General features: G+C 58.8%; 22 protein-coding genes and 1 tRNA gene. 15 read left to right on the top strand and 8 right to left on the bottom strand.

Annotated elements, in window-relative coordinates; all coding sequences use genetic code 11:
* Positions 1-24: 24 nt before the first annotated feature.
* Together HKK80_RS02810 and HKK80_RS02805 are read right to left on the bottom strand one after the other, a co-directional pair.
* Positions 25-867 (bottom strand): hypothetical protein, encoded by an 843-nt coding sequence (locus HKK80_RS02810; protein ID WP_411798096.1) that lies wholly within the window; start codon positions 865-867, stop codon positions 25-27.
* Positions 868-920: 53 nt separating this feature from the next.
* On the bottom strand, positions 921-3200 hold the full coding sequence (locus HKK80_RS02805; RefSeq protein ID WP_411798095.1) for a hypothetical protein: 2280 nt from the start codon (positions 3198-3200) through the stop codon (positions 921-923).
* 117 nt (positions 3201-3317) lie between these two features.
* Between HKK80_RS02805 and HKK80_RS02800 the strand changes: the two genes are divergently transcribed.
* The 3 genes from HKK80_RS02800 to HKK80_RS02790 are packed head-to-tail and all read left to right on the top strand — an operon-like array spanning position 3318 to position 7740.
* A complete protein-coding gene (locus tag HKK80_RS02800; protein ID WP_411798094.1) occupies positions 3318-6968 on the top strand; it encodes a carboxypeptidase regulatory-like domain-containing protein in 3651 nt (1216 codons plus the stop codon).
* Between the two features lie 47 nt (positions 6969-7015).
* Positions 7016-7459: a DUF5796 family protein gene (locus HKK80_RS02795; RefSeq protein ID WP_411798093.1), complete on the top strand. Its 444-nt coding sequence runs from the start codon at positions 7016-7018 to the stop codon at positions 7457-7459.
* Positions 7456-7740: a hypothetical protein gene (locus tag HKK80_RS02790; protein WP_411798092.1), complete on the top strand. Its 285-nt coding sequence runs from the start codon at positions 7456-7458 to the stop codon at positions 7738-7740. Before HKK80_RS02795 ends, HKK80_RS02790 begins: the two co-directional genes overlap by 4 nt.
* Here the strand turns inward: HKK80_RS02790 and HKK80_RS02785 are convergent.
* Positions 7734-8690, bottom strand: a complete 957-nt coding sequence (locus tag HKK80_RS02785) for an alpha/beta fold hydrolase (protein WP_411798091.1) — start codon at positions 8688-8690, stop codon at positions 7734-7736. The genes HKK80_RS02790 and HKK80_RS02785 overlap by 7 nt on opposite strands.
* Before the next feature lie 292 nt (positions 8691-8982).
* Positions 8983-9066 (bottom strand) — tRNA-Leu (locus HKK80_RS02780).
* An 89-nt stretch (positions 9067-9155) separates the two neighbouring features.
* Between HKK80_RS02780 and HKK80_RS02775 the strand changes: the two genes are divergently transcribed.
* Together HKK80_RS02775 and HKK80_RS02770 are read left to right on the top strand one after the other, a co-directional pair.
* Positions 9156-9638 carry a DUF309 domain-containing protein gene (locus tag HKK80_RS02775; protein WP_411798090.1) on the top strand — a complete coding sequence of 161 codons (483 nt, stop codon included), beginning with the start codon at positions 9156-9158 and terminating at the stop codon, positions 9636-9638.
* A 63-nt stretch (positions 9639-9701) separates the two neighbouring features.
* Positions 9702-10520: a succinylglutamate desuccinylase/aspartoacylase family protein gene (locus tag HKK80_RS02770; protein WP_411798089.1), complete on the top strand. Its 819-nt coding sequence runs from the start codon at positions 9702-9704 to the stop codon at positions 10518-10520.
* Here HKK80_RS02770 and HKK80_RS02765 read toward each other — a convergent pair.
* From HKK80_RS02765 to HKK80_RS02755, 3 genes are all read right to left on the bottom strand, one after another.
* Entirely contained in the window at positions 10517-10963 is a 447-nt protein-coding gene (locus HKK80_RS02765; RefSeq protein ID WP_411798088.1) for a UPF0179 family protein, read from the bottom strand. The genes HKK80_RS02770 and HKK80_RS02765 overlap by 4 nt on opposite strands.
* 49 nt (positions 10964-11012) lie before the next feature.
* A complete protein-coding gene (locus tag HKK80_RS02760; RefSeq protein ID WP_411798087.1) occupies positions 11013-11390 on the bottom strand; it encodes a DUF5820 family protein in 378 nt (125 codons plus the stop codon).
* 69 nt (positions 11391-11459) lie between these two features.
* Positions 11460-12164, bottom strand: coding sequence for a phosphoribosyltransferase (locus tag HKK80_RS02755; RefSeq protein WP_411798086.1), 705 nt, complete (start codon positions 12162-12164; stop codon positions 11460-11462).
* 21 nt (positions 12165-12185) lie between these two features.
* On the opposite strand from HKK80_RS02755, the gene HKK80_RS02750 reads away from it, so the two are divergent.
* The 9 genes from HKK80_RS02750 (at position 12186) to HKK80_RS02710 (ending at position 25555) form a co-directional block, all read left to right on the top strand.
* Entirely contained in the window at positions 12186-12815 is a 630-nt protein-coding gene (locus HKK80_RS02750; RefSeq protein WP_411798085.1) for a nucleoside deaminase, read from the top strand.
* 53 nt (positions 12816-12868) lie between these two features.
* Positions 12869-13786: a PhzF family phenazine biosynthesis protein gene (locus HKK80_RS02745; RefSeq protein ID WP_411798084.1), complete on the top strand. Its 918-nt coding sequence runs from the start codon at positions 12869-12871 to the stop codon at positions 13784-13786.
* An 86-nt stretch (positions 13787-13872) separates the two neighbouring features.
* Positions 13873-14967 carry a tyrosine decarboxylase MfnA gene (mfnA, locus tag HKK80_RS02740; protein ID WP_411798083.1) on the top strand — a complete coding sequence of 365 codons (1095 nt, stop codon included), beginning with the start codon at positions 13873-13875 and terminating at the stop codon, positions 14965-14967.
* A 330-nt stretch (positions 14968-15297) separates the two neighbouring features.
* Positions 15298-20514, top strand: a complete 5217-nt coding sequence (locus HKK80_RS02735) for a beta strand repeat-containing protein (protein ID WP_411798082.1) — start codon at positions 15298-15300, stop codon at positions 20512-20514.
* 64 nt (positions 20515-20578) lie between these two features.
* Positions 20579-22735 carry a methionine--tRNA ligase gene (gene metG / locus HKK80_RS02730; protein ID WP_411798081.1) on the top strand — a complete coding sequence of 719 codons (2157 nt, stop codon included), beginning with the start codon at positions 20579-20581 and terminating at the stop codon, positions 22733-22735.
* A 78-nt stretch (positions 22736-22813) separates the two neighbouring features.
* Positions 22814-24274 carry a sulfatase gene (locus HKK80_RS02725; RefSeq protein ID WP_411798080.1) on the top strand — a complete coding sequence of 487 codons (1461 nt, stop codon included), beginning with the start codon at positions 22814-22816 and terminating at the stop codon, positions 24272-24274.
* Complete coding sequence (locus HKK80_RS02720; protein ID WP_411798079.1) at positions 24275-24697, top strand: GtrA family protein; 423 nt, start codon at positions 24275-24277, stop codon at positions 24695-24697. It begins immediately after the preceding gene.
* 71 nt (positions 24698-24768) lie between these two features.
* A complete protein-coding gene (locus HKK80_RS02715; protein ID WP_411798078.1) occupies positions 24769-25077 on the top strand; it encodes a DUF6516 family protein in 309 nt (102 codons plus the stop codon).
* Entirely contained in the window at positions 25058-25555 is a 498-nt protein-coding gene (locus HKK80_RS02710) for a transcriptional regulator (protein WP_411798077.1), read from the top strand. Before HKK80_RS02715 ends, HKK80_RS02710 begins: the two co-directional genes overlap by 20 nt.
* Before the next feature lie 23 nt (positions 25556-25578).
* On the opposite strand, the gene HKK80_RS02705 is transcribed toward HKK80_RS02710, so the two are convergent.
* On the bottom strand, positions 25579-26280 hold the full coding sequence (locus tag HKK80_RS02705) for a TVP38/TMEM64 family protein (RefSeq protein WP_411798076.1): 702 nt from the start codon (positions 26278-26280) through the stop codon (positions 25579-25581).
* Between the two features lie 160 nt (positions 26281-26440).
* On the opposite strand from HKK80_RS02705, the gene HKK80_RS02700 reads away from it, so the two are divergent.
* Positions 26441-26815, top strand: coding sequence for a response regulator (locus tag HKK80_RS02700; protein ID WP_411798075.1), 375 nt, complete (start codon positions 26441-26443; stop codon positions 26813-26815).
* Positions 26816-26818 lie beyond the last annotated feature (3 nt).

Here is a 26818-nt window from a genome sequence, read left to right as displayed (position 1 = left end):
GCACCGATAGCCAGTTCGATCGTATCAAGGTGTGGCTGACAATTCCATCTCAACCTCGACAGTCAGGGTTTTTACTGTTGTTTCTTGGGAGTTTGGATTGACAGCGAAACTGAGTTCTCGCCCTGGGTTGTCGTCATCTGCTGGGTCATCAGACACAGCGATTGATTCGCCACTCGCATCAGTGACTGTCGTCTCAGTAATATCCTCAACAGTCACTTCTTCGGGAAGCGTTACCGTGAAATTATCTGTCTCGTTGTCTGCACTCACGTTGACTACGTCAAAATTGAGTGTGTGATCACTCGGTGTCTCATCAACGGGTGTTTGAGAAAGCGTTGGATTGTGAATCTTGACGTTGTAGTCTGGGGTCGTCTGGGTTCCGCTTGCTGCTGTAATGGTTGTACCAACCGTTTCGGGGGTTCCGATATCCTCTGGGAAGATGGTTACATCGGTAAACTCAAGATCGGTCTGAGTACCTTCATCCACTCCCTCTGCGAGTTCCACCTCGATTGTGGCGACTGGCTCGCCTGGATTTACGCTCGGGTTATCCGGATCAAATGAGAATTCCGTGAATTCAACAACCCCATTTGAGACATTCTTATTGGATATACTATTGTCGATATACCCGCCTGAACTGACATCCTCCTCAGTAATTGATAACACATCAGGATCGTATTCAAGATCAAACCCTACCGTGTCCGGGGTTTGGCCGGCTGGGGCCTGATAGTTGATCTCGATTGTTGTCGTTTCTCCCTGTGCAAGCTCTGTTTCGCCGGAAACTACGTCTACCCGCATTTCTCCAGCCGACTGGCCAGCAACACCAAAGGGGTATAATACTGACCCAGCGAATACTGCCGCAGTGAGTAGCACAGCAACAGCAGCGTTATGATATCGCATAAAATAAGATTTTGATCTAATTCCAACTATAGTTTGTCAACGAGTGTGGTGATATCCGTAATACTGATCTCTCCATCACCGGTGACATCAAGACGAGCCAGATCGCCTTGGCTTTCGTCCCACGGTTCTCCGTTTCCTTCACCGAGTTCCCGTATCGCACTTCTCACATCGCCTGCGTCTATACCATCTTCTGTGCCATTAGCATTGAAGTCATACTTTTTGTACACCTTGGCGTTGAGGTCACCTGTGATGCCATTTCCATCTTGGTCAATATCCTCTTGAGTTATCGTCTTGAGTGTAGCACCATCATTATCTTCGATAACAACTTCGAACTCATAGTTTTCGTCATAATTTCCTTCACCTGTTACAGCGGTGTTTTTGGTTGGTGTGTATTTAACCGTTTTAGTACACGTGGACTCTCCGTCACAATCTATTGGGCCGCTAGAAGAACTGTTGCCGTTTAGCGTGATATCTCCTAGGTCACCTTCATTAGTGTCAACGGAGATCTCAAATCTACTGGTGAATCCTACCATATTACCGTACTCTGAGAGAGGGGTGATTTCAGCTTCTGTAATCCTAATCTGGTCGTTATCCACCTTTACAAGACTGGAAGATGATGATTTGTAGTTGAGTTCAGTATCTGTACTACTCCCATATAGTACCGTCTCGTCGCTGGTCGTCGGCTTAAATTGTGTTACGTTATCCCCTTGGTCAAGGTTATCTTGAAGACCATCCGCAAACTCAAACGTAACATTGTATAGACCCACAGATCCACTGCTATTGTCTACGATCGGTGAACCATCATTATCGTCACTTATTACAATTGTAACTGTGCCATCATTCACTGTTGATTCACTTACGATTGCATTATTATTATTTAGATCTGTTGATATATTATCGATATCGTTTTTCAGATTTTCCGAATCGAAGTCAATAACATGTACAATGCTGTAGATGTCTTTTCCTCCATTCTCATCAAAGCTCTCGGCCTCAACCCCGATTGTGAACTCATTAGTATCAGTAATTTCCCGGGTACCATTACCTGGAACAGGCTCTAACGTAACCTTGTGTCCTATCTCACTAGCATTGAATGTGTATTCTTGTTCATCACTTGGATCTACAATCACCGATTTCGTCTCATTATATGGAAAATCACTATCCCCGGTTACATCAACAGTAAGCTCACTGTTTGTACCGTTAAAATTGTCGGGATTGACAGTAAACGTTTCAGTTAGCGGAGCTGTGGCAGCTACTGGTCTATCGGTTTCTTTTCCATCTTCATCCGTGAGGGTGAAATCAACCGTCGCCCCGTCAGCTATGTTTCCATTATCAAAGTTGACTGTTGGTTCAATAATTGATATATTAATTGCATTTTTATCGTAAGTGTTTCCTCCACTGAGACCACTTGTCGCAATTTCTACTGTGTTGTCTACGTCACGCTCAAATGAGTAGTTTCCATCGCCATTTACCGTCACTGATGCGTTGACGGTGCCATCGAAATCATTTGGACTGACACTTAATGATTCAGTTACCGATTGACTGCTGAGATCTTCAACGGGTTGGCTAACTATTTCCTCACCATCATCCGTGAGCGTGAACTCAGCAGAGGCCCCGTCGTCGAAATCACTCCGTCCAAAGTTGGCTCTAACCTCAACTGACGCTGTTGCTGCCGAACCTTCATCATTGACTCTGATCGGATTTGATGGTGCCCACGCGAATTCATCTGGACTTGTGGCTGCGGGATCCTTCGCGTACGCGAATTTCACATCAAGCTCTTCTGGATCATTGATTGTGGCTTTATCTATTCCGAATCTATACGTGTTAGCGGCGTTTTCATATCTAGCATCACCAATATTATTGAATATCACATCTGTATCGTGTTCTTGGATCTTCGCACTGAACCCGCTACTTTTTGAAATCCGGTATTCAGCGTTCATGGCACCCAACCCATCATAGAAATCTGCCCAGGAAGGGGTGCCTGTATCACTGCCTGCCTCACTAGTTATTCCTGTTTCCCCATCTGCATCAATATACACCTGCAGAGCGTTGTTATTCTCATCAAATCCCGTTCCACTGTCCACTTGTACTGCAAACCGTATTTCCTCTCCTGTTTCATTAATATATAGCTTATCGAATGCATCTACATTACTACCGCTAAAGTCTTGATCCCCGTCAGTCTCATTGAATACTTCATCCCACTTACTGAGGTCGTTAGGGCCGACATCGGCGGCCGCTGCCGCCGGAGCGGTCGATAGTGCTACGAACAGTACTACGGCTGTGATCGCTATTTTGTGAGCTGTCGACATATAGCTATGACATTATGACCTACTGGTATAATTGTTGCTACCCATTATCAGTGGTGAGATTGGAGCCCGCTACGTTTAATAGGCTGCTACTGCATACGTGTTCACAGTATAACCCTGATGAGTCCTGAAGCCAGAAAACTGACTCACCGTGCTGCAATCCTTGTGGTGGGAATCACACTGCTTGCCGTGGTGGCCATGTCCGGCACAGCAACCGCGCAAGCGGCTGGTACAATCAAGGGAGACGTTGAGAATGCAGCCGGCGAGGGGATTGAGGGGGCGGATATTTTTGTTGATGGTCAGCAGGTCACACAAACGGAAAGCGATGGATCATTCCAAGCCTCTGTCAACGTCGGGCTCGTCAATATTTCAGTCGATTCTGCTGACTACGAAAGGACAACGCAGACGGACGTGGTGGTGACAACAGGAGAAACTACTACTGTTGATACGCTTGTTCCGAACCGAACGACCGAAGTGGTCACCGGCGAAGTTAGTGTAGAATTTCCCGGGTTTGGAGGCCCTCGACCGTTGCACAAAGCGACAAATCAAACTGTGCCAATCAGAGTCGAAGATCATCCCGATCAAAATCTGATTGAAGAATCTGATAATCTCCGTGTGGAAACAACGTCGAATGAGAATAGTATGTATAACATTGCGGTTCCAACGACTGACGAGGATTTTGATCTTGTGGTCGACCAGGATGGATTCCAAGACGTACGAGAACCAGCAACTGTTCCGGGGGCTGTCGATATTACATTAGAGAATACTATCGGAAGGGTAAACGGAACAATCAGGGTTGCGGACGGCGGTCCGCCTGTCCAGGGTGCGACTGTCTCTGTCGCTGTTGATCCTAGCGAGTGGACTGGGTTAACTAACGGTGCTATAACTGATCAGACGGGGCCTGATGGAAACTACAGTATCCAAGCTCCGGGAGGCAGCCGAACGGTTACGGTCGAAGCGGAAACATTTCAGCCTGTAGATGACACTGTAAAATTCCAATCGGATGACACCAAAATCAATGATTTCAATCTCAATCTCACACACAATGTACTTCGCATTGATTCTGTGACCCCACGAACGGCCCAATCGGGCGAGACTGTCACTGTCGACTACACGTATGCGAATGATGACTTCGACACAATTTCGCTCGCTCTAACCGACGGCGGGGAAGCCATCTACACGCAAAATGTCTCTGTTGATGCGTCTCCCGGACAGGTTTCATTCGACATGCCTGAGGGTACCACACTTACCGAGGAGTACAGCATCAGGCTTGCAACGCCCAGACGCGAGACGACCGCCACACTCAACGATCCGAATCTGTTCACCGGTAACGTGCTCGAAATTAATTCAGTAACGCCAGAATTGGCCCAATCTGATGACACGGTGACTGTCAACTACACCTATTCAGGTACACACCGTTTTGATACGCTCTCTCTTGACGTGGCCGGAGATGGAGAAACAATTTATGAACAAAGCATCCCTGTTCCCGAAAATAGTGATAGCACCAGGGAATTCTCATTTGAGATGCCTGACCGTAGCTCGGTAGATGATGCACAGTATACGATCAGGCTTGCGACGCCCAGACGCCAGGCGACCGGGTCAATCAACGTTGCAAACGTGTTCAACAGCGAAGACGGGGAGTTCTCCGAAGACGAGTACCGTTCTCCAGCAGGTGACTTCGTCCAAATTGAGCTTTCGTTGACGGCCCCACCAGAGGGTGACCTTGACGAGGCCTACATTCTGATTGGCGGTGATCGTGATGCCGATGAAGGAAACCTACAGAATTATCTCGATATACTCCATGTCCAGGGAACTGATCAAGCGACGTTCACTGTAAATACGCGTCTTGTTGGTACTGATCCGCCTGCTGGCAGACAAGTTTACTTCCCCAGTGGTAGTGATCAGTCAACCCAGATTACTAGCTACGCACACGATTTCAACGCGAGTGACGACGTAAACAATGACCTGAGCGGAACCGTGTTTGAGGATGTCTCTTTTGAGAACGGGAATGGCAATGAAGTTGCAACCTCCCTCGCTGAGTTTAGAGAGAGAGTTGGTCTATCACCAAGACATGCGCCGTTACAAGCCGATCGGTATCGTCTTGTTGCGGGTGGGAGCGGAACTGTGATGATTCGGGATGGTGTGATTCCCGACCTCCGTCATCCGGTTGATCGGTCAAATATTGTTCTCACACAGCCTGAGGTCAAAGACGTGAACACGTACGTTCTTCCCCCAGCCCCAGCCAACACTATCGATCGATTTAGCTCAGATCCGGAATCACGAACACTCACACAGGCAGATATCGGATCACTACTTGATCAGGCGAGTGAGCGTGACACGATTACTGAGGGAGACCGGCTCCTTGTTGAGGTGCAAACTAGCGGTATGTTCGGGTCTGTCGTTGAGCACACAAATCCGGCCGTCAATGAGGGTATTGAGGTTTCAGCCGAGCAGCCGGGTGATATTTCGAACAACAATTTCGCCACACTCCGAGAAGACCCTGAAGGTGTTCGAATCGAATTGAAAGACCGAATACTAGATGATCCTAACCATCCTGGTACCGGATTGCAGTTTGCCAACAGTGCCAGTAGCGATCTCTACGTCCTTCCAGATGACACCGCAGACCAGTGGGAAAACGAGAGCCGAATCGGAACGGAGCCAGAAATCGGTGGTTTCTACATGATAATTGACACTCGCGGATCCGATCCCTTCACCGGTCGTCCTGAAGATGGTGACCTGCTTGAGTTCGAAATCGCTTATGAGTCGCCACCGGGCGAAAGCTACGCTTACAAAGATTACTCTTTGATTAAAGGCCAAAAGCCGGAAACGTTCGATCCAGCTGTTCCTGAAGAAGATGGTATTGAACATTACCCATACTTCGGCGATAGCGATACCACTGTCGTAGCTAATACGTCCTTCTTCTATCAGGAACCCTCTGTTAGATATGACCGACAGATGCCCGATGGTGATCTTATCGTTCCACAGGTATCTGACGGTCAAATTCTTGGAAGTACGAACATTGCGCCAGGATCAGATGTAACTCTGCAACTTATCGAAAGCCAGCGACCAAATCAACAATTGGTTACAGTCGAAGATGTCGAAATAGATGAGGATGGTCGATTTACTGCTGAGGCCGACTTCTCGGAGCTTGAACCTGGACAGCGTGTCGAGATTGAATTCTACACAAGCGGTCGGCTCGTCGAGAACCGTGTCATCGACAAACGTGGTGTCGAAGTTGTCGATGATATCGAAAACCCAGCGACATTTGAAATCGAATCGCTCACCAATACGACAACCGTTGAACAGAGGGCCTCGCTTGATTCGATCTCTGCAACAATCAGAAACAACGGAAGTATTCCGGCACGAAAAGCGATTACCTTCAGTATTGACGGTGAAAATATCACCCAAGAGTTTGCTATCTTGCAAAGTAATCAGACAACCACCCTTGATCTTTCAGAGAAATTTGTCACACTTCCGGTCGGAGAATACACATATACCGTTAGTACGGAAGATGATGCGGCGACTGGCCAGCTTACAGTCGCGGAACCTGAAAGTGGAACTGTAATCACTAGCAATGAAAACGCAACGACATCAAATCCGAGCGAAATTGGACAGCCAAACAACAACGAAGCTACAGATGACAACGGCAACAACAATGATGGGGGTAACGACGGAAATGGTCTCTTCAGTCTCATCGGCATCCGCAGCCGCGATGTAGCCGTCGCAACTGCTGTGACCGGTGCGATCCACATCCTCGGATACTGGACGTAGTCTTCCAAGTAGCGACCTTTTTTATTTAGAGCCTATACAGTAATACAATGCCAGTCCACAGCGACGTTGCTCCCCGAACACTCGGCGTCGAACTCCGGCCGGAAGGCGTCGTCGTCACCTACGCCGATGGCCGAACGACGATGTACCGGGGAGCCCCAACAAAGGTCAGTGGCTCGCTCACAACGAACCCAGGGAAAGAAACGCATCTCCTTGTCACTGACCCAACTGAAACAGAGGGTGTCATGCTCTACGTCAACGATCTCAAAACCCACGATGAGATCCTTGAAGACACCGGCGTCGGCCGGATTCTCTTAGACGACGGCGACACAGAGGAAGTCTTCCCGGGTGTGACGGTACGCCGAACCGGCGACCACAGAACGACGATCGAAGCCGACCCGGAAACTGCTCGCGGACGCGTCTTTGTTTTCGTTGAAGACGATTGGGGCGAGGAGAGCTACGAGTTCGTTCCTGACTCGGAGCTGGATAGATGAGCCTCCGCAAACAGTGGCGCGAGCTTGACCGGTCGATCGTTCCCAACGCGCCGGATCGGTACGCGCTCTATGAGGTTGGCGACGCCGACGGCAACACGATCGGCTTCGGGATCGGGGCGTTACCCGACGAGCTGCGAGAGTTGCTGGCTTACGGTGAGGGAACGAACTTCCACGAGACTGCTGAAGCCGACACAGTCGGCGAGCCAACCCAAATCCGGTGGGAGCTTGCGAACAACAAGCCCCACGCCGAACAACTGCTGGCCGAGCAGCTCGATCAGTAGTCGGTTCGGTCAGCAGCCTCGGAAAACTGGTCGGCGACGAGTGTGGTGAACTCCGCCGGAAATTCGACGTGCGGTAGCAGTTTGCTGCGATCAAAGACAACAAGCGGCACGTCCGCCTCGGCCGCCAGCTCTCGGCCCTGTGACAGCGGGGTGATCTCGGCCTCACGACCCCAGAGGATCGTTGGTTCGGTATCGAGGGAAGCGACAGCGTCGGCGAGATCGAGATCGGCGTTGAGAAAACCGCTGATGAACGACGCCGGCGCAAATTTGGCATCCGGCTGGTGGGTCGTCTGCCACTCGTAGGCCAGCCAGTCGTCCGACACCGCCGCCATGTCGTAGTAGCCGTGGTCGGCGTTGAAATACCGGATCGAAGGTTTCGAGGCGACGAGATTGAACAGTCCAGTCCCAACAAGTGGCAGTCGGAACAACTCTCGGATCCATTCTTTCGGAGGCTCTGGGCCGGCAATCGCGGTCGGACAGATCAACAGCAACTCACGAACCGCGAGATCCGTGTCACTCGTGAGTGCGTCCAGCGTGTAGGCCGCCGACAACGACGAGGCGATCACGGCCGGTTCGTCATACTCAGCGAGAAAGTCGCCGACAAACTCCGTATAGAGGGTCGCGGAGTACCGCAACGGCGGGCGATCCGAGCAGCCGAAGCCGGGGAGGTCGGGTGCGATGATGTGGTAGTCGTCGGCGAGGGCATCGAAGACAGCCCGGAACTCCCCGCTTGAGCCGGCGGCGTTGATCCCGTGCAGCAAGATGAGATCCGGGTCGTCGTGGTCGCCGGCCTCGGTGTAGGTAATATCCATCCCGCGCCAGCGGTAGGTGTTGTGGTCGCCGTTGAGCGGCGGCTGGAGGTCGGTTGCGGTCGACTGGAGCCAGCGATTGACCCCGGCGAGGCCCCCGCCACTGATTGCGGTACCAGCGAGAAGTTTACGAAATGACATACTGACTGTTGGGTGCCAAGACAGTTATATCCGACACTTCGCCGGTGCTGTGGCTCGGCGGGTGGGCGCGACGAGAAGTTTTGCGAGGGAAGAACGCTCCAAGAGCGGTCTTCCGCATCACGGGTGTGACCCCGGCGATGCGAGGGGAGGGATTTGAACCACGGTCGCGCTGACGCGCTCACGGGCGTGAAGCACCCGTTCGCCAGCGTGGCGCGTTGCGCCACGCCCGCGCTCCCTGATTCAAATCCTCCCGTTGCGCAGTCAGCCGCTCGCGTGATGCTCGCGGCAGACATGCGAGGGGAGGGATTTGAACCCACGGACCTCTACAGGAGCGGATCTTGAGTCCGCCGCCGTTTCCCGGCTTGGCTACCCTCGCACGCGAGCGACAGTACCAGCGCGGCCCTGTTTAACGCGTCGGTTTTCTCCAGCAGCCACGCCTTTGTCAGTCGGCCGCAAAGCAGCAGTATGGACGATCACACCCGCGATCCAGGTGTTGCCCCGCCGCTCGGCAACCCCACCGGCTGGCGACAACCGGATCGGCAGTGGGAACACGCCACCCTCCGCCGGGCGGTCGAACACGGGATTCGGCTCTTCAACGACGGGGCGTACCACGAATCCCACGACTGCTTTGAGGACGAGTGGTACAACTACGGCAGTGGCACCACCGAAAGCGCGTTTCTCCACGGGATGGTGCAGGTCGCCGCCGGCGTCTACAAACACGTCGATTTCGAGGACGACGAGGGGATGCGGTCGTTGTTTCGCACGGCCGATCAGTACCTCCATGGCGTTCCCGATGATTTCTACGGCGTCGCTGTCGACGACATCCGAGCGACGATCAACGCGGCTCAAAGGGAGCCAGCGCTCGTTGAGGGTTGGCAGCTCACCGTCGACGGCGAGCGTTCGACTGCCTACCCGGCTGACTACGCCTACGCCGAGGAACTGGAGTAATCTACCGATCGCTGGCTCTCGGATATCGGGGAAATAAAATAGCTCGGTGGCGTGATACCGCCAATGAAGGTGTACGAGCTCGGTGAGGGGACTCCCGAGGTCGCGGTCATCGGCGGGATCCACGGCGATGAGCCCTGTGGCCCGCTGGCGATCAAACGATTGCTTGCCGAGGAACCGACCGTGCAGCGACCGGTCAAGCTGATCATTGCCAACGAGGAAGCCCTCGAAGCCGGCCAGCGGTATCTTGAGGCCGATCTCAACCGTGTCTTTCCTGGCGATCCGGCTGCCGACGCCCACGAACGCCGACTCGCAGCCGACCTACTGGCTGAGATCGAAGACTGCACCACGCTCGCGTTACACTCAACGCAGTCGTATGCCGACCCGATCGGGGCGGTCAAAGCCGTCGACACGGTCGCCCGCGAAATCGTCCCGCAGCTTCCGGTGTCGGTCATCACCGAGACCGACGACAACACCGATGGCCGGCTGATCAAATACCCAAACGTCATCGAGGTCGAATGCGGGCTTCAGGGCACCGACGACGCCGCGAAAAACGGCTACGAACTCGTTCGGGCATTCTTGGCGGCAACAGGGGTGCTCCCGCTTGCTGATGCGATGGATCGGCTTTCGGTGCCTGACCCCGAGACCATCCCTGTCTTTCGGGTCGAGGGGCCGATCCCGAAAGCCGAGGGGACGGAGTATGAGGTGTTCGTCGAGAACTTCGACCTCGTGTCCGCGGGCACCGCCTTCGCCGCTGTCGACGGCGAAGCCATCCACGCCGAGTCGGATTTCTACCCGGTGTTGCTTTCTCCCTATGGCTACGCCGACATCTTTGGCTACCGCTCCGAGCGGGTCGGGACGGTCGCCGAGTGGAACGCGGATTAATCCTCGGCCTCGAACTCGACGAGCGTAAGCTCACGGTCGAGTTCACAGTAGTCGTGTGGTGGCTCCCCGATCACCTCGGCGATGCGATACTCCGTCTCGAAGTCGGCACCGTCAGGGACGCAGAACTCGTGGCTCGGACATTCGGTGTACGGACAGGGGCCCTCCAGTTCGGCTTTGCTGCCCGCATACGCCCCTCGGGAGGCGACGTTGGCGCGTACCGGTGCGGGTTCGACCTCGACGGCGCGTACCCCGTTGTCGTGCATGGCACAATCAAGCAGTTGCGCGTTGTCGCGGATCGCGGTCACGCGGTAGCGACGCCCCTCGGTAAGATTGAGACACTGGCTCCGGTAGGGACAGCCCTCACAGCCCGCTGCTTCACCCCCGTAAACGAACTCCCGGCCCTCCTCGGCGAGGCGGTCGCCGATCAGCGTGACGGTTGTCATGGCTGTCCCTATAGGATCCAGCCAGATTACCGTTCCCCTCGATCGACCGCTATCCGCTTTCGCCGACCAGCTCATCGAGTCGGTCGAAGTAGGCCTCTCGCGGCACCTGATACAGGGCTCTGTAATCGATCTCGCCGGCGGCAAACCGCCCGGCGTGGTTGATCGCGCCGTCGATCGCGGCCGCCCGATCCGCGTAGCTCTCGCTGGCAGCCTCGATCTCGGGCTCCAAGAAGAGTGTTACCTGCCAGCGGTCGGTGGAGGTGCCGCCGGGTCGCCGCCGCGGCGAGCCGCTGGTCACGTAGATCGTCGGCAAGCACGGTGCGGGAAACGCCTTCGAGTCGAAGACATCCGGCCGGTAGGCGAGGATCACCCGATCGCGCTCCTCGTGCCAACACTGCCAGCCAGTCGGCAGCGACGTTTCGTCCATAGCTGTGACTCACCCTCAACTCACTAAGCGGTCGCGGTTGTCGTCGAACATGGGAATCCCCGTCGTTTGTCACGCCTCGTCGTTGACGAGCATCCATTCGTCATCGCCGACCGACTCGATCACGTCACGACGAACCATCTCGTCGAGCACCTCATCGAGACGGTCGGGCTGGGCGATCTCCATTTCGATTCGGTCGATCCCGTGGACAGCGGCGAGTTCCGCCCGGATCTCCTCGCTGGTGAACGTCTCGCCGTCGGCGTCGGCCATCACACCGCTGATCAGATCGACCATATCCTCGATGAAGTTCCAGGGGTAGACAACCCACGTCCACTCGGCGAGGTGTTCGCCGACGAAATCGGGTTCGAATTCACTGGTATCCAGCAGCTGGAGGGTTGCGGTGCGAACCTCGCCAACGTCGCGATCGGTCACGTACTCGTAGGCGCGGCTGATCGAGCCACCGGTGTCGGCGATGTCGTCGATGATGAGCACGTCCTTGTCGGCGACGCTGCCCTCCGGGAGCGGGTAGCGGATCTCCGCGTCCGCGCCCTTCTCGGCCGCGCCGACGTAGTGTTCCATCTTCAGGCTCGTCAGGTCGTCGAGCCCGAGGAAATCACAGAGACACCGGCCGGCGAACCAGCCGCCGCGGGCGAGGGCGACGACGACATCCGGCTCGAAGTCGGCCGTCTTCACCGCGGTGCTCACGTCCCGACACAGCCCGTAGATGTACTCCCAGTTCGTGATCGTACAATCGAAGTCCGCTGGGGGGCCGCTCATCTCGTCTCGGCGTGGGCCGCCATGGTACATAAAACACTCGTGAGCCCAGCAGGCGGTGTTCAGCGGTTCCCAAACGTCTCCTCACAGGAGGTGTTCAGCGATCCCCAAACGTCCATTGCTGTCGCCGTCGTCTGTCCTGGCATGTCCGTCATCCGTGTCGCCGATCCGAGCGATCTCGATGCGACGACCCCCGGGCCACCGTTTACCGACTTCGACCATGAGGCCCACATCCGCCGCGCGCTGACGCTGGCCCGCGAGGCGGCCGACCGCGGCGACGAACCATTTGGCTCGGTGCTCGTCCAGGACGATACCGTCGTCGCCGAGGCGAAAAACGCCGTTGTCACCGAAACCGACGTGGCTACTCATCCGGAACTCACGCTTGCCCGCCGGGCGGCCGCCGACTTTGAGCGTCCCGAAGAGCTCGTGTTGTACACCTCGACCGAGCCGTGTCCGATGTGTGCCGGCGGGCTGTATCACGCCGGCGTGCGCGCGGTCGTCTACGCAACGAGTGCGGAACGGTTCGGCGAACTTCGGGACGCCGACATGGTCTGTCCGTCGCCGACAGTCTTCGAGCGCGGCAGCGATCGGGTCGTCGTTGCCGGCCCGGTGCTGCCCGACGCCGGCGACGCCGTCCACCGGGAGTGTTGGTAACCGTTCGCCGGCTGGAACCCGGGGTTTGAACTCATTGGTTCCGTAGGGTGGGTATGGACACGCGCCGCACGCTGCTCGTCGATGCCTTCACCGACGACCCCTTCGCCGGCAACGCCGCGGGGGTCGTCCCCGAGGCCGATGGGCTCTCGGCGACACAGATGCAAGCGATCGCCCGCGAGCTGTCGGCGAGTGAAACCGCCTTTCTCTCGACGACCGACGACGCTGATCGCCGAATCCGGTATTTCACGCCGACCCAGGAGGTAGACCTCTGTGGCCACGCGACGATCGCCAGCCACGCGCTGCTGGCCGCCGACGGGGTGATCGAGCCCGGTACGCACACCCTGAAAACGAACGTCGGCGTCCTCGATATCGAACTCCAAGACAACGGTGTCGTCTGGATGACTCAATCCCGGCCCGAGGTCGAGACCGTCGAGGTCGACTACGATCGGGTGGCCGACGCCCTTGGAGTCGATCCAGCAACCCTCCGAGATGTCGGTGCCGATCTCCCGATCGCGCGGGCGACGACCGGCCTCCCCTTCCTCATCGTCCCGGTCAACTTTCTCGAAACTCTCAGCGGCGTTCAGCCGGATCTGGCGGCGATCGAAGCGATCGCCGAGGAGCACGACGCGACCGGGATCTACGCCTTTACCTTCGACACACTCGACGCAGAATCGACGCTGCACGCCCGGATGTTTGCCCCCGGTGCTGGCGTGGATGAGGATCCCGTTACCGGCACCGCAAGCGGGGCCTGCGGCGCGTATCTCGACACCTACGAGGCTTTTGATGAGTTGCCGGATGACCTCCGGTTTGAGCAGGGTCATTTCGTCGACCGCGGCGGGATCGTCCGGGTCGACGTGGGCGTCGACGACCGCGGTCGCAAACAGGTTCGGGTCGGCGGCGAGGCCGCCGTCGCGCTTGACGGCACACTCACGGTGCCGCCCGCCGATGATGACGAGATCATCGAGGTCTGAACTCGTTGCTGCGGATGTAAATGGACGATACTGAACTACCGGATCGAACACAACGGCTAAACGTCTTTCACCGCTATGGGGTGGTAATGCAGCGCGTACGGCAGCGGAAGCCACAGGAGTTCGACCGGGTGCTGTCCTCGATGTGCACCGAGCCACATCCCCGCGCCCACGAGGCTGCCGTCGAGTTTCTGGCGACAAATCCCGGCGATCCTGCAACCTACCAGACAGTCGCCGACTTAGAGACTGAAGCCGTCGATCAGCTGGGGGAGATCGCCGGCCTTGATGACGCCTACGGCTACATCGCCAGCGGCGGTACCGAGGCCAACATTCAGGCCGTCCATGCCGCCCGCAATCTCGCCGACGGTGCCGACACGGCCGGCGGCGACGCTGCGAGCGACCCGAACATCGTCGCCCCGACGAGCGTCCATTTCAGCGTGACCAAGGCCGCCGAAATGCTCGGCGTGGAACTCCGAACTGTCCCGGTCGACGACGACTACCGCGCCGACCTCGACGCCGTCGCAGCGGCCGTTGACGACGACACCCTGCTGGTGATCGGTGTCGCCGGATCGACCGAGTACGGTCGCGTCGACCCGATTCCCGCGATGGCCGACATCGCCCACGACGCGGACGCACGCATGCACGTCGACGCCTCGTGGGGTGGCTTCATCCTCCCGTTCACCGACTACGAGTGGTCGTTCGCCGACGCGCCCATCGATTCGATGGCCATTGATCCGCACAAATTTGGGCAAGCCCCGGTTCCGGCTGGCGGCCTGCTCGCCCGCGAACGTGAGACTGTCGACGCCCTCGCCGTCGACACGCCGTATCTGGAAACCACCTCGCAGGCGACGCTCACCGGCACCCGCAGCGGCGCGGGCGTCGCCGGCGCGGTCGCCGCGATGGACGAACTCTGGCCAGCGGGCTACCGCCAGCAGTACCGCGAGCAGCAGGCCAACGCCGACTTTCTGGCCGACGAGTTCGCCGCCCGCGGGATCAAGGTCGTCGAGCCGACGCTGCCGCTGGTGACGGCGTCGCTGTCGCCGGCGACGTTTGAGGCTTTGCGCGACGAGGAGTGGCGGATCGCCCGCACGGCCGACGGCGATCTTCGGATCGTCTGTATGCCGCACGTGACGCGGGCCGCACTTGAGGCGTTTCTCACGGATCTGGATCGCGTTCGGTCGTAGCGGGGCTGGCCGCAGTCGGATGTTTTTCGCGTTACTCGTCACTTCTATCTACTGTGTGTTCCAGTCACCACACATCAAAATCATGAAATTTAGCGGACATTGCCAGCGACATCGATGCGTTCGCTCCGGCACCCACGGTCGATAGGTGGACGATCAGTCGGTACGTAATCGGATACCGCTACTATTTCTGTTTCACCCGGATCTGAATTACACATCTTCAACACACCAAAATAAATAGATTTGACTGCGCATATATAACATATATGCGTAAATCATGCTAGATGATTAAGTCAATTTGATCAACATATCGGGGATGATGTTTTGCCCTCTATGATGCTCAAACAGTATGCCGCTACTGCAGTATCACGACTCAGCCGAATCGTTGAACGGTTCTCGCGTGATCGCGGCTGCCCGTCTCGCCGTCGGCTCGCCGTCCGTGGCTGTCGCTGGCTGGTCGTCTGCGTGATCCTGCTCTCAGTCGCGGTGGGTGTAGGGGCCGCGAATGGCCCAACAGCTATCGACACGGGTGATCTCAACGGCAGCGGGACGACGGACGACCCCTACGAGATTTCGAATGCTTCGGAACTGCAGGCACTCGAAGACGACCTCGATGCGGACTACACGCTCGTCAGCGACATCAACGCGATCGAGACCGACTCGTGGAACGGCGGAAAGGGGTTCGATCCCATCGGGACGTGTGAGTACGATACCGTACAGGAGCGCTGCACTGCCGACGCGTTCGACGGTAGCTTTGACGGCGCAGGATATACGATCTCGAACCTGAGCGTCGACCGGACTGCGAAGGAGATCGGTCTCTTCGGCGGGATCAACGGGGCGACAGTTCAGGACGTCCGGCTGACGAACGTCTCTATCACTGGTAATATAACGTCGACTACTGACGAAATGTTGTACGCTGGCGGTCTCGTCGGTAGCAACAACGGTACTGTCGACTCAGTGTTCGTCTCGGGACAGGTCGACGGTGTCGCAATAAATTCGACAGCCAGCGGGGTATTTGGTGGCGGCGTTGTCGGAGACAACAACGGGAAGCTGACACAGTCGACTACGACTGCCAACGTCACTGTCACAGCCGCATTCGGGGCCCATGCCGGTGGTGTCGCTGGACGGAATGACGGTCGTATCGAAGCATCCGTCGCAACTGGGATCGTGACTGCTGAATCCGGCGTCAACTACAATGGCGAGTGGACCTACGCTGGTGGACTCGTCGGCAAAAACAACAACAGGGTCACCGACGCATACGCCATCGGTGATGTCGACGGCGATGCCGATGTCGACGTGCACGTCGGCGGTCTCGTCGGGAGAAACGATCAGGGACAGATTACTGCCACATACGCGATCGGCACGCTCACCGCAACCGCAGGAAATGTCAACGAGGGCGGACTTGTCGGCTCCAATTTCTCCGGTACGATCGACGACTCGTACTTCGACAATACACCGGCCAACGGCATCGGAAACCAACTCTCGACCGCGGATATGCAGGGATCGAGTCCACCCACCACCACCATGACCGGGCTTGGGGACTCGACGGTGTGGGAGACGGTCGAAGCGGACGATTCGGACGCCACCGCCGACGGCTATCCGGTTCTCAGCGCGGTCGAACGGCAGCGACAGCTCGAACTCCAAGGAATCAACGCTCTCATCTCGGTTCGAAACTGGGACGACCTCGATGCCGTTCGAACCGATCTCGACGAGGGCTATCTCCTCGCCGATGATCTCGACGATGGCGTACTGGGCTACGACGATGTTGCAGCCACAGGCGCGAACGGCGGCAACGGGTTCGATCCCATCGGGTCATTCAGTGGGACGTTCGACGGGCGAAACCGGACGATCGGTAACCTGACGGTCGACCGCACCACGGACAAGGTCGGGCTGTTCGGCTCAACACAGTCCAGTGCCACGCTCGAATACGTCCACCTCGAATCGGCGTCGGTCGCGGGCGACGACGACACCGGCGGGCTCGTCGGTAACAGCTCCGGATCGATTCGGTACGCGACGGTCGACGGCACCGTCAACGGCAGCGACAACGTGGGTGGTATCGTCGGCTACAGCGAAGGCATCTTGAACGCATCGAACGCGACCGCCACAATCAACGGTTCAACAGATGTTGGCGGGGTTGTCGGCTATCTTTATCAGGGCAGCATAACTACGTCGACGGCGAGCGGCGATATCAATGGTACCAGTGTCACTGGCTTTAGCAATACTAATGCTGGCGGTCTCGTCGGTCGGTCGAACGAAGGTACGATCACCGGCTCGAACGCGAGTGGTAATGTCAGGGGGATAAATACCACCGGCGGTCTCGTCGGGTATCTCTATACCAGCGATCTCGGAACCTCGAACGCGAGTGGCAACGTCAACGGGACCGGCAACAATGTCGGCGGGCTCGCTGGCCAGTCATTTAACAGTACGATCACCGGCACGAACGGGAGTGGCGATGTCAACGGGACGGACAACACCGGCGGCCTCGTCGGCTATGCATACTACGGTGGGAAACTCATCAAGAACTCGTCTGCGACCGGCGCAGTCAACGGCTCGGAAGATGTCGGTGGTCTCGTCGGCGTTGTCGGGAACACCGACATCAACCGGTCGTCCGCAACCGGTTCCGTAGACGGTGCGATCAACGTCGGCGGACTCGTCGGAGCAACGTACGGATCGAACACACTATCAGAACTGTACGCGACCGGTTCCGTTGACGGCACAAACAGAGTTGGCGGACTCGTCGGGTGGAACGACGACGGCGACAGTCGTGTCGAACAGTCGTACGCAGCCGGAACGGTCACGGCGACATCCGGAATCGCTGGTGGACTCGTCGGTACGAACCGTGGGCCAGTCGCCAACACGAGCGCGACCGGAACTGTGACAGGTGATACTGCTGGCGGGCTCGTCGGGATCAACAGAGATACTGTCTCGACCTCGTTCGCCACCGGAACGGTCGACGACACCGGGACGAACGTCGGCGGGCTGGTCGGCTACAACGACAGTGCGACGACCGTCGACGCCTATTGGGATCTTAACACGACCAACCAGTCGACCTCCCAGGGCGGAACGGGACTGACGACACCGAACATGACCGGCCAGAACGCGACCGACACCATGGACGGGTTCGGATTTACCGACACGTGGCATGCAACCGAAGAGTACCCCGTACTCGCGTGGCGAGACACCGAGCCCTTCTATGGAGTATCGATCGTCGGGACGAACGGGCCAGTCACCGAAGGCGACACTCTCGACGTGACCGCCAACGTCACCAACTGGGGAGCGGACGGCGAGCAGACGGTAACGCTCAGTGACTTCGACGACACGCAGCAAGACACGACCTCGGTATCACTCGCCAGTGGTGCGTCCGACGATTCGGTCGACCTCGCGTGGGCCACAACCACGGGCGACGCCGGGACGCATACCGTGACGGTCGCCAGTGAGAACGAGACCGCCGTCGAGACCGTGACCGTCGACTCCGCTCCGGATCCAGATCCGGATCCAGATCCGCCAACCGACTCGCCAGCCGACGATATCGACGCCACGGTGACCACCGATGGGGCGGTCGCCAACGGCAGCGACGAAGTCACGTTCACCGTCGACGTCGAAGACGACTCTAACGATCCCGTTTCGGGGACGACGATCACCATCGACGCCGCTAGGGATGTCGACGCGTTGGGCGGCCTCGACAGCGGCGATACCGCCGAAACCAACACCTCCGGTGCAGCAACGTTCACTGCCACCGCAACCGATGCTGGCGAGTTTACCGTCCAGTTCAGCGAGCCGGATGCTGGCAGCGCGAGTGCGACCGCCACGTTCGAAGCTGGTCGTCCGGATGACCTTACTGTCGACCGGGTCGACGATACCGCCGTGGCAAATGGGACGGATACACTCCGATTTGCGGTTACCCTTGAAGACGCATACGACAACCGTGTTTCCAATGCAACGGTACGGACGACCGATACCGGGATCGACATACTGTATGGCGGTGACGACTCTCAAGAAACGAATGGGAACGGCGAACTCACAGTGACAGCAGCATCAACGACTACCCAAGCGAACGTGACATTCACCGTCGAAGAACAGGCACAGGGTATCACGGAAACGGTCACCGGCACGTTCGAAGCGGGTGCACCGGACAGTATCAGTGCCGACAGCACCGTCGACAACGCCACTGCCAACGGCAGCGACGAGGTCGAATTCACCGTTGGTGTCGAAGACGAGAACAACAACCCGGTCGAGGGAGCGACCATCGAAGTCGACGACGCCGAGGATATCGACGCACTGGACGGTATCGACGGCAACAGGACCGAAACCACCGATGCTACTGGAGAAGCCGTCTTCACCGCTACCGCGACCGACATCGGTGAGTTCACTGTCCGGTTTAGTGAGACAACTGCTGGCAATGACAGCGCGACGGTGACGTTCGAAGCGGGTGAACCGGAGAGTATCGATGCCGAAGTAACTCAAAACAGGGCAACCGCTGACGGCAACGACGAGGTCGAATTCACCGTTGGTATCAAAGACGAGAACAACAACCCGGTCGAGGGAGCGACCATCGAAGTCGACGACGCCGAGGATGTCGAGGAGTTGATTGGGATTGCCAGCGGTGAGACCGAAACCACCACCGCCGCTGGCGAGGCTCGCTTCACTGCGTCTGCGACCGATGGTGGCAAGTACGCTGTGCGGTTTAACGAGACGGACGCAGGTACCGATACGGCGACCGCAACGTTCGAGAGTAGCGTCGACGAGTCGACCTCGACCAGCGAGAGCACCAGCAGCTGCACCGTAAGCGAGAGCGACAGTATCGTTGCCGCTCGTTCCCGTACCGACCGTCTTCGTGCCACCGTGGATCCGACGATCAGCGACGGGGTTGCCGAGTCGCGGCTACGGATCTGCGATTCCGGAACTGCCGAATTCAACTTTCCAGAAACCGAGTCAGCCTACGCGAATCTCTCGACAGCGACGATCGAACGGATCGAGTTCGAGTTCACCGAACCGGTCGACACTACGCTGACGGTTCGCACGGGCGGCGAGCCTCCCACCGACACCGCCCGTCGGCTCGACATATCGAGCGTTAAATCGGCTGGCTACCTCGGAATCGACAGCGATCTGGAGCACGACCGAGTTGATGAGGCTGCACTCGAGTTCCGCCTCCCAGTCGAGGCTATGGAGACTGTCGAAGACGATCCCGAGGCGGTATCGCTCTACCGTAGCACCCCTGAAACTGACGACTGGGAACGACATGAGACGACAGTCATCGACGAGACAGATGATACAGTCCGATTCGGTACCACCGTCGAAAACGTCTCACGGTTCGCAATCGGTCTCGATCGGCCGGAGACCGCCGCCGAACCGGTCGACGAGACCGATGACGAGGGAGTCGGTGAGACCGACGATACTCCCACCGGACTACTGTTGCTCGGACTCCTCCTGATAGCTGGACTGACGGTGTCCCTGTGGAGCAGAGCCGATTCGGAGGAGAGTGATGAAGAAACGTCGGATGGCGATGTCGACGGCGAGGAGAGGGCTGAGACAGGGGCTGGTGGACAGTAACCACCCCGAAGTCGACCGCCGACGAATCAGCGGCTTTTAGGCTTGCATCACTAACGGATAGCCAATGAGTCACGAGGAGTTCCCAACCGACCGTCCCGCGGTGGTGACCTGCGGGCTGCCGTATGCCAACGGCGACCTGCACGTTGGCCACCTCCGAACCTACGTCGGCGGCGACGTGTACGCCCGCGCACTCGAAACGCTCGGCCAGGAGACCGCCTTCGTCTCCGGATCGGATATGCACGGCACCCCGGTCGCCGTCAACGCCGACAAGGAGGGTGTCTCCCCAGAGGAGTTCGCCTTGGAGTGGCATGAAACCTACAAGGAGACGTTCCCGCAGTTCGACATCGCGTTCGACAACTACGGCCACACCCACGACGAGACGAACACCGAAACCACCAAAGAGATCGTCCGCGAGCTCGCCGCGGCAGGCCATATCTACGAGAAGGAGATCATGGTCGCCTACGACCCCATCGAGGATCAGCACCTCCCGGATCGCTATGTCGAGGGCACCTGTCCGTACTGCGGCGAGACGGCCCGCGGCGACGAGTGCGACGAGGGCTGCCAGCGCCACCTCGAACCCGGCGAGATCGAAGACCCCGTCTCCTCGATCACCGGCAACCCCGCCGAGTACCACGAACGCACCCACAAGTTCTTCGAGGTCTCAGAATTCGAGGAGTACCTCACGGAGTTCCTCGACCGGCTCGAAGGTACGTCGAACGCCCAAAACCAACCCCGCGAATGGATCGAATCCGGGCTGCAGGACTGGTGTATCACCCGTGATCTCGATTGGGGGATCGACTACCCTGAAGACGCTGACGGCGACGACCCCAACGATGCGGACGGCGACGAAGACGACGATGCCGACGACCTCGTCCTCTACGTCTGGGTTGACGCGCCAATCGAATACATCTCCTCGACCAAACAGTACACCGAGCGCGTCGGCAGCGACGCCTTCGACTGGGAGCAGCCGTGGAAAGAGGGCGGCGAGATCGTCCACGTCATCGGCCGCGACATCATCCAACACCACGCCATCTTCTGGCCGGCGATGCTCAACGGCGCGGGCTACGTCGAGCCGCGTGCGATCATGGCCTCCGGATTTGTGACGCTCGGCGGCAAAGGCTTCTCGACGAGCCGGAACCGCGCGGTGTGGGCCGACGAGTATCTCGATGAAGGCTTCCATCCCGACCTGCTGCGCTACTATCTCGCCACCAACGGCGGCTTCCAGCAGGACGTTGACTTCTCATGGGAGAAGTTCCGCGACCGCGTCAACACCGAACTGGTGGGGACACTCGGCAACTTCGTCTACCGGTCGCTGCTGTTTGCCGCGCGCAACTACGGCGGCGCGCCCGACGCGACCGTTTCCGACGAAGTCGACGACCGAATCGCCGAGGCCGTCGACGACTTCGCGGCCGCGATCAACGACTACTCGATCCGGAAGGCCGGCAACGCTGCCATCGACCTCGCAGCCTTCGGCAACGAGTACATCCAGCGCAACGAGCCCTGGAAGCTGACCGATGACGATCCCGAACGCGCCGAACAGGTTATCTATGATTGCGTCCAACTCTCGAAGGCACTCGCTGTGCTCTTCCAACCGGTTGCCCCCGACACCTGCGATCGGCTCTGGAGCCAACTCGGGGAGGCTGGCGATGTCGCCGACACCACCGTCGCTGTCGCTCGCGAGGCTCCACAGGGCGCGTTCGACGAACCGGACGAACTCTTCGAGAAGATCGAAGCCGAACGCGTTGAGGAACTCAATGAAAAGCTCGAACAGCGCGTCGAGGCCGCAACCGACGACGAAGCGGATGAGGACGATGACGCAGACGACACTGAAGACACCATGAGCGACGACACCACTGACGCCGACACCGACGCACAGGCCGCCGACCTCGAACCCCTCACCGACGAGCGAATCAGCTTCGAGGACTTTCAGGATCTCGACCTCCGTGTCGGCGAGATCATCGACGCCGAGGGCGTCGAGGACGCTGACAAACTCGCCAAGCTACAGGTCGATATTGGCCACGAGCAACGCCAGCTCGTCGCGGGGATCAAACAGCTCCACGACCTCAATGAGCTACCGGGCACCCGCGTCATCATCGTCGCCAACCTCGAAAAGGCCGAGCTGTTCGGCGTCGAATCAAACGGGATGCTGTTGGCGGCCGGCGAGGAGGCCGACCTGCTGACGACCCACGCTGACGCTCCGATCGGCACCCGAATCCAGTGACAGTACGGTGACAGCGACACAATAGCAGGCTTTTCATAGCGGTGGCCCGTGGGACGGCTATATAGCCGCCGCCACCCCATGGATCCCGATACCGACGTGTCGAACACCGTTCTCATCACGGTCGACTCACTGCGCGCCGACGCCATCAGCCCCTACGGCGAGATCGGACACACGCCGACGCTGGCGTCGCTGGCCGACCGGGCGACGGTCTTCGAGACCGCCTTTGCGACCGGCAACTGGACACCGTTTTCGTTTCCTTCAATGTTGGCCTCCCGGCCGGTGTTCGCTGACAACGGCCGGATCGGGGTTGCCGACTCGCCGACACTGCCACGGGTGCTCGCCGACAGCGATATCGCCACCGGCGGCTTCAACGCCGCCAACGGCTTTCTGACCTCTCATTGGGGGTACGACGATGGGTACGACACCTTCGAGCCCTTTGTCGCCAGCGTCGGATCGAGCATCTACAGCCGGTATCTTGCCACCCATCCGACGCTTGAGGCGTGGGTACAGCTGGCGACCTCGCCGCTGCGTCGGGCGCGCTCGTGGCTCAACGGCGCGGGCGACGACCGCCCGTTTCTCGACACCTCCCGGATGTTCGATATCGAGCAGGGCGCAACCGAGTTCATCGAGGCCCGCCAGGGCGACGACCGGCCGTTTTTCCTGTGGATCCACTACATGGATCCCCACACGCCGTACGTTCCCGCTCCCCGATACATCCGCGCGGTCTCCGACGACACAGTTGGCACCCACCGCATGCTGCGCGCCCACGCCCGCACCGCCTTCGGTCTGGAGGTCGGCCCCCAGACCCTGGCCGATCTTCGGATGCTGTATCAGGCCGCCGTCACCCAGGTCGACGCCAGCATCGGTCGCCTGCTGGAGACGCTGTCGGCGACCGGCCACGACGACGATACCGCCGTCATCGTCGCCGGCGACCACGGCGAGGAGTTCCAGGAACACGGCCACCTCGCCCACTACCCCAAGCTCTACGACGAGCTGATCCACGTCCCGCTGCTCGTCGATCTCCCCGGCAGCGACGGCCGCCGGATCGAGGACGCGGTCAGTTTGGACGCGATCCCGCCGACAGTCACCGACTGCTTCGGTGTCGACGCCCCCGAGGCCTGGGCCGGCGAGTCGTTGCTGCCGGCTGTTCAGGATGGGACGCCCCCCGCCGGGGAGCCGGTTGTCTCGGCGGCTGTCCGCGGCAAGACGGTTACCACCCAACCGATCCCGCGGTCGCTTGCGGAGGGTGAGCTCCTGCTCAGCGTCCGCGATGAGCGGTGGGTCTACATCGAAAACACCGCAACCGGGACGACCGAGCTCTACGACCGCCAGGTGGATCCGACTCAGCAGACAGATCTGATGGCCGACAACGCAGAAGCAACTGCTCTCACCCCGGCGGCACAGCAGGTCTACGACCGGTTTGGCGAGATCGCCGCCGACCACGCCGCGATGTTGGCCGCCGCCGATGCCGACAACACAGTCGAGGACGCTGTCGACGAGGAACTCGAAACACGGCTCGCCGCGTTGGGGTACAGATAGGTGCTTCGTTCGTTTCTTCGCGCACTCCTGTCCGGCCCGCTTGCCGTCCAACTCCGGCGGTTTGTCGCTGTCGGCGCGTTTACCGCCGGGATTCAGATGGTGCTGTTGTGGCTGTTTGTCGACATCGGCGGCCTGAACTACCTGCTGGGGGCGACGATCGCCATCGAGATCACGATCATCCTCTCGTATGTGCTCAACAACGCCTGGACGTTTCAGGCCTCACAGAACACCGGCCGGGTCGAGTATCTCGTCGGACTGCTGAAAACAAACGTCGTCCGCGGGACGGCGATCCCGCTACAGTTGGCGATCCTCTATGCACTCGTCGAGTGGGCCGGGCTCCTGTATCTTATCGGCAACGCTGTCGCCATCTTCATCAGCGGCCTCTATCGGTACGTCCTCGATGCGAAATGGACGTGGGGGTGACACGGTTCGTTGTGTTTCGACCCCAACGGAAGAGTTTATTTTGTTGGGAACAAAACACAACATAGGAACCGATGCCGGCGAGGGTTGTCTACCGGGAGCACGACGAGAAACCGGACGAAAGCCGGTATGAGATGGTTGCACAGCGGGTTCCACCGAGCGATGAGTACCCGGACGGGCTGAAGTATAGCTTCCAGTATATGGACGCCAGCGGCGACACGCTCCTGCGGTACGACAACGCCCCGTATCACTTGGATGTTGGTCGACACTACCGACACGGCCCAAACGGCGACATCGAACCGCTTTCGTTCACAACCCTCGCCGATCTCATCGATATGTTCCACACCGAGGTGAACGAGATCTATGCCCGACGAACCGACTGACACCGACGCTACAGGCGAGCAGGCGACCGAGCCAGAGCCACCCCACGAGGCGTTCATCGCCGATCTGACGGAGGCTGAGTATCCGTCGACCCTCCGTCTCACCGCGCTGCCGGCCGAGCAGGCACAGGCGGCCGCCGTTGAGCGCGCCGAACGGTGGGAGGCCGGCGAGACAGTTCCACATGTCGTCAACTTCGAGGATCGTGGGCGGCTCCGCCAGCTACTTGCCGACCGTCGGATGGAGCTACTTGAGGCGGTGATGGAGGCCCCTCCGGCGAGCATCCGCGCGCTAGCCGACCGCCTCGACCGCGATGTCCACGATGTTCACGACGACCTGCATCTGCTGGCCGACTACGATATCGTTCAGTTCGAAACGAACGGCCGCGCGAAGCAGCCGTATGTCCCCTACGAGACGGTTCGGATCGAGGTTGAGTTCGGGTTACCGAGCGGGCGGGGCTCGGAATCGACTGCCTCGGCCTGAGTTGCCGGAACTGTCAGGCGAGTTTAGAACGGCAGCCGCGGTTCGATCCGCGCCACGAGATCCCGCACCGCCTCCTGTTTGTAGTAGCCGACCGCCGAGACGACGATGACGAACGCGACCAGTGCGATCCCTGTTCGGAACCGTCCGCCAGCGAACTCCCCGCCTGCGTAGACCGTAATTACATAGGCCGGGAGGCGGCCGACGGCGATCACGGCGATAAACGTTCGGAGCCGCCATGTGGTGAGCCCACTCAGAAAACAGATCGCATCGTCGGGTAGCCCGGGGATGATGACAAAGGCAAACAGCCCCGGAACGCCGACGCGCTCGACAAAGGCGTCGAAGCGGTCGATCACCTCGTCGGCGATCACGCGCTCGACAAACGACCGCCCGTATCGCTTTGCGAGGCTAAACGCGACAGCACTGCCGATCAACACGCCCGTCAGGCTGTAGATGGTGCCGTAGACGGGGCCGAAGAGATAGCCCGCGACGAGGGCGACCACCTGTCCGGGGATCGGTGCGACGACGACCTGGGTGGCCTGCAGGACGATGAACACCAGCGGGGCGAAGACACCGAACCCCGCGATCCACGTCCGGAGGGCCTGTGCATCGAACACGAAGGGGGCGTACCGGCGGACACCAAGATAGAGGCCGACGAACGCGGCGATGACGGCCACCGCAAGGAGGAGGGTCTGCCATCGATCCGCCCGCGAGGAGAACACCTTCATCTGGGTGGAGGTGGCGGCGGGAGATGCTTGAAGCTACCCGTTTTTCCTGTTTGGATTGATGCGGCGTGGCTGTGTTGCTTGTCTGAAGGGTCGTTCGTTCAGCACTGACGACTCCGCTTCCGAGACCAACCATTATGTGCTCGCCGTCCCTACGTCGTCTATGCCACCCCAGGCAGTCGTCGTCGACGACTCCGCCTTCCAGCGGACGGTCGTCTCCGAGACGATCGACGACCACGTTGAGATCGTCGGCACCGCCGAAAACGGCCGGGAGGCGATCAAGGTGTTCGCCGAGACCAAGCCGGATCTGCTGACGATGGATATCATGATGCCGAAGCTCAACGGCATCGAAGCCCTCTCGGCGATCAAGGAGCGATCCCCGGAGACAACGGTTGTGATGGTCACGAGTGTCTCACAGAAGGAGAAGATGCGGGAGGCCGCCAAGGCCGGCGCGGACGGCTATGTCACCAAACCCTTCGAGGCCGAGGAGCTGACCGCCGAACTCGACGAGGCTGTCGGGGGATCGATCACCGGCTGAGCC

Origin of the sequence: Halonotius sp. F2-221B, from assembly GCF_046719765.1 — an archaeon.
Taxonomy (GTDB): Archaea; Halobacteriota; Halobacteria; order Halobacteriales; family Haloferacaceae; genus Halonotius.
This window is presented reverse-complemented; position numbering and strand designations above follow the sequence as displayed.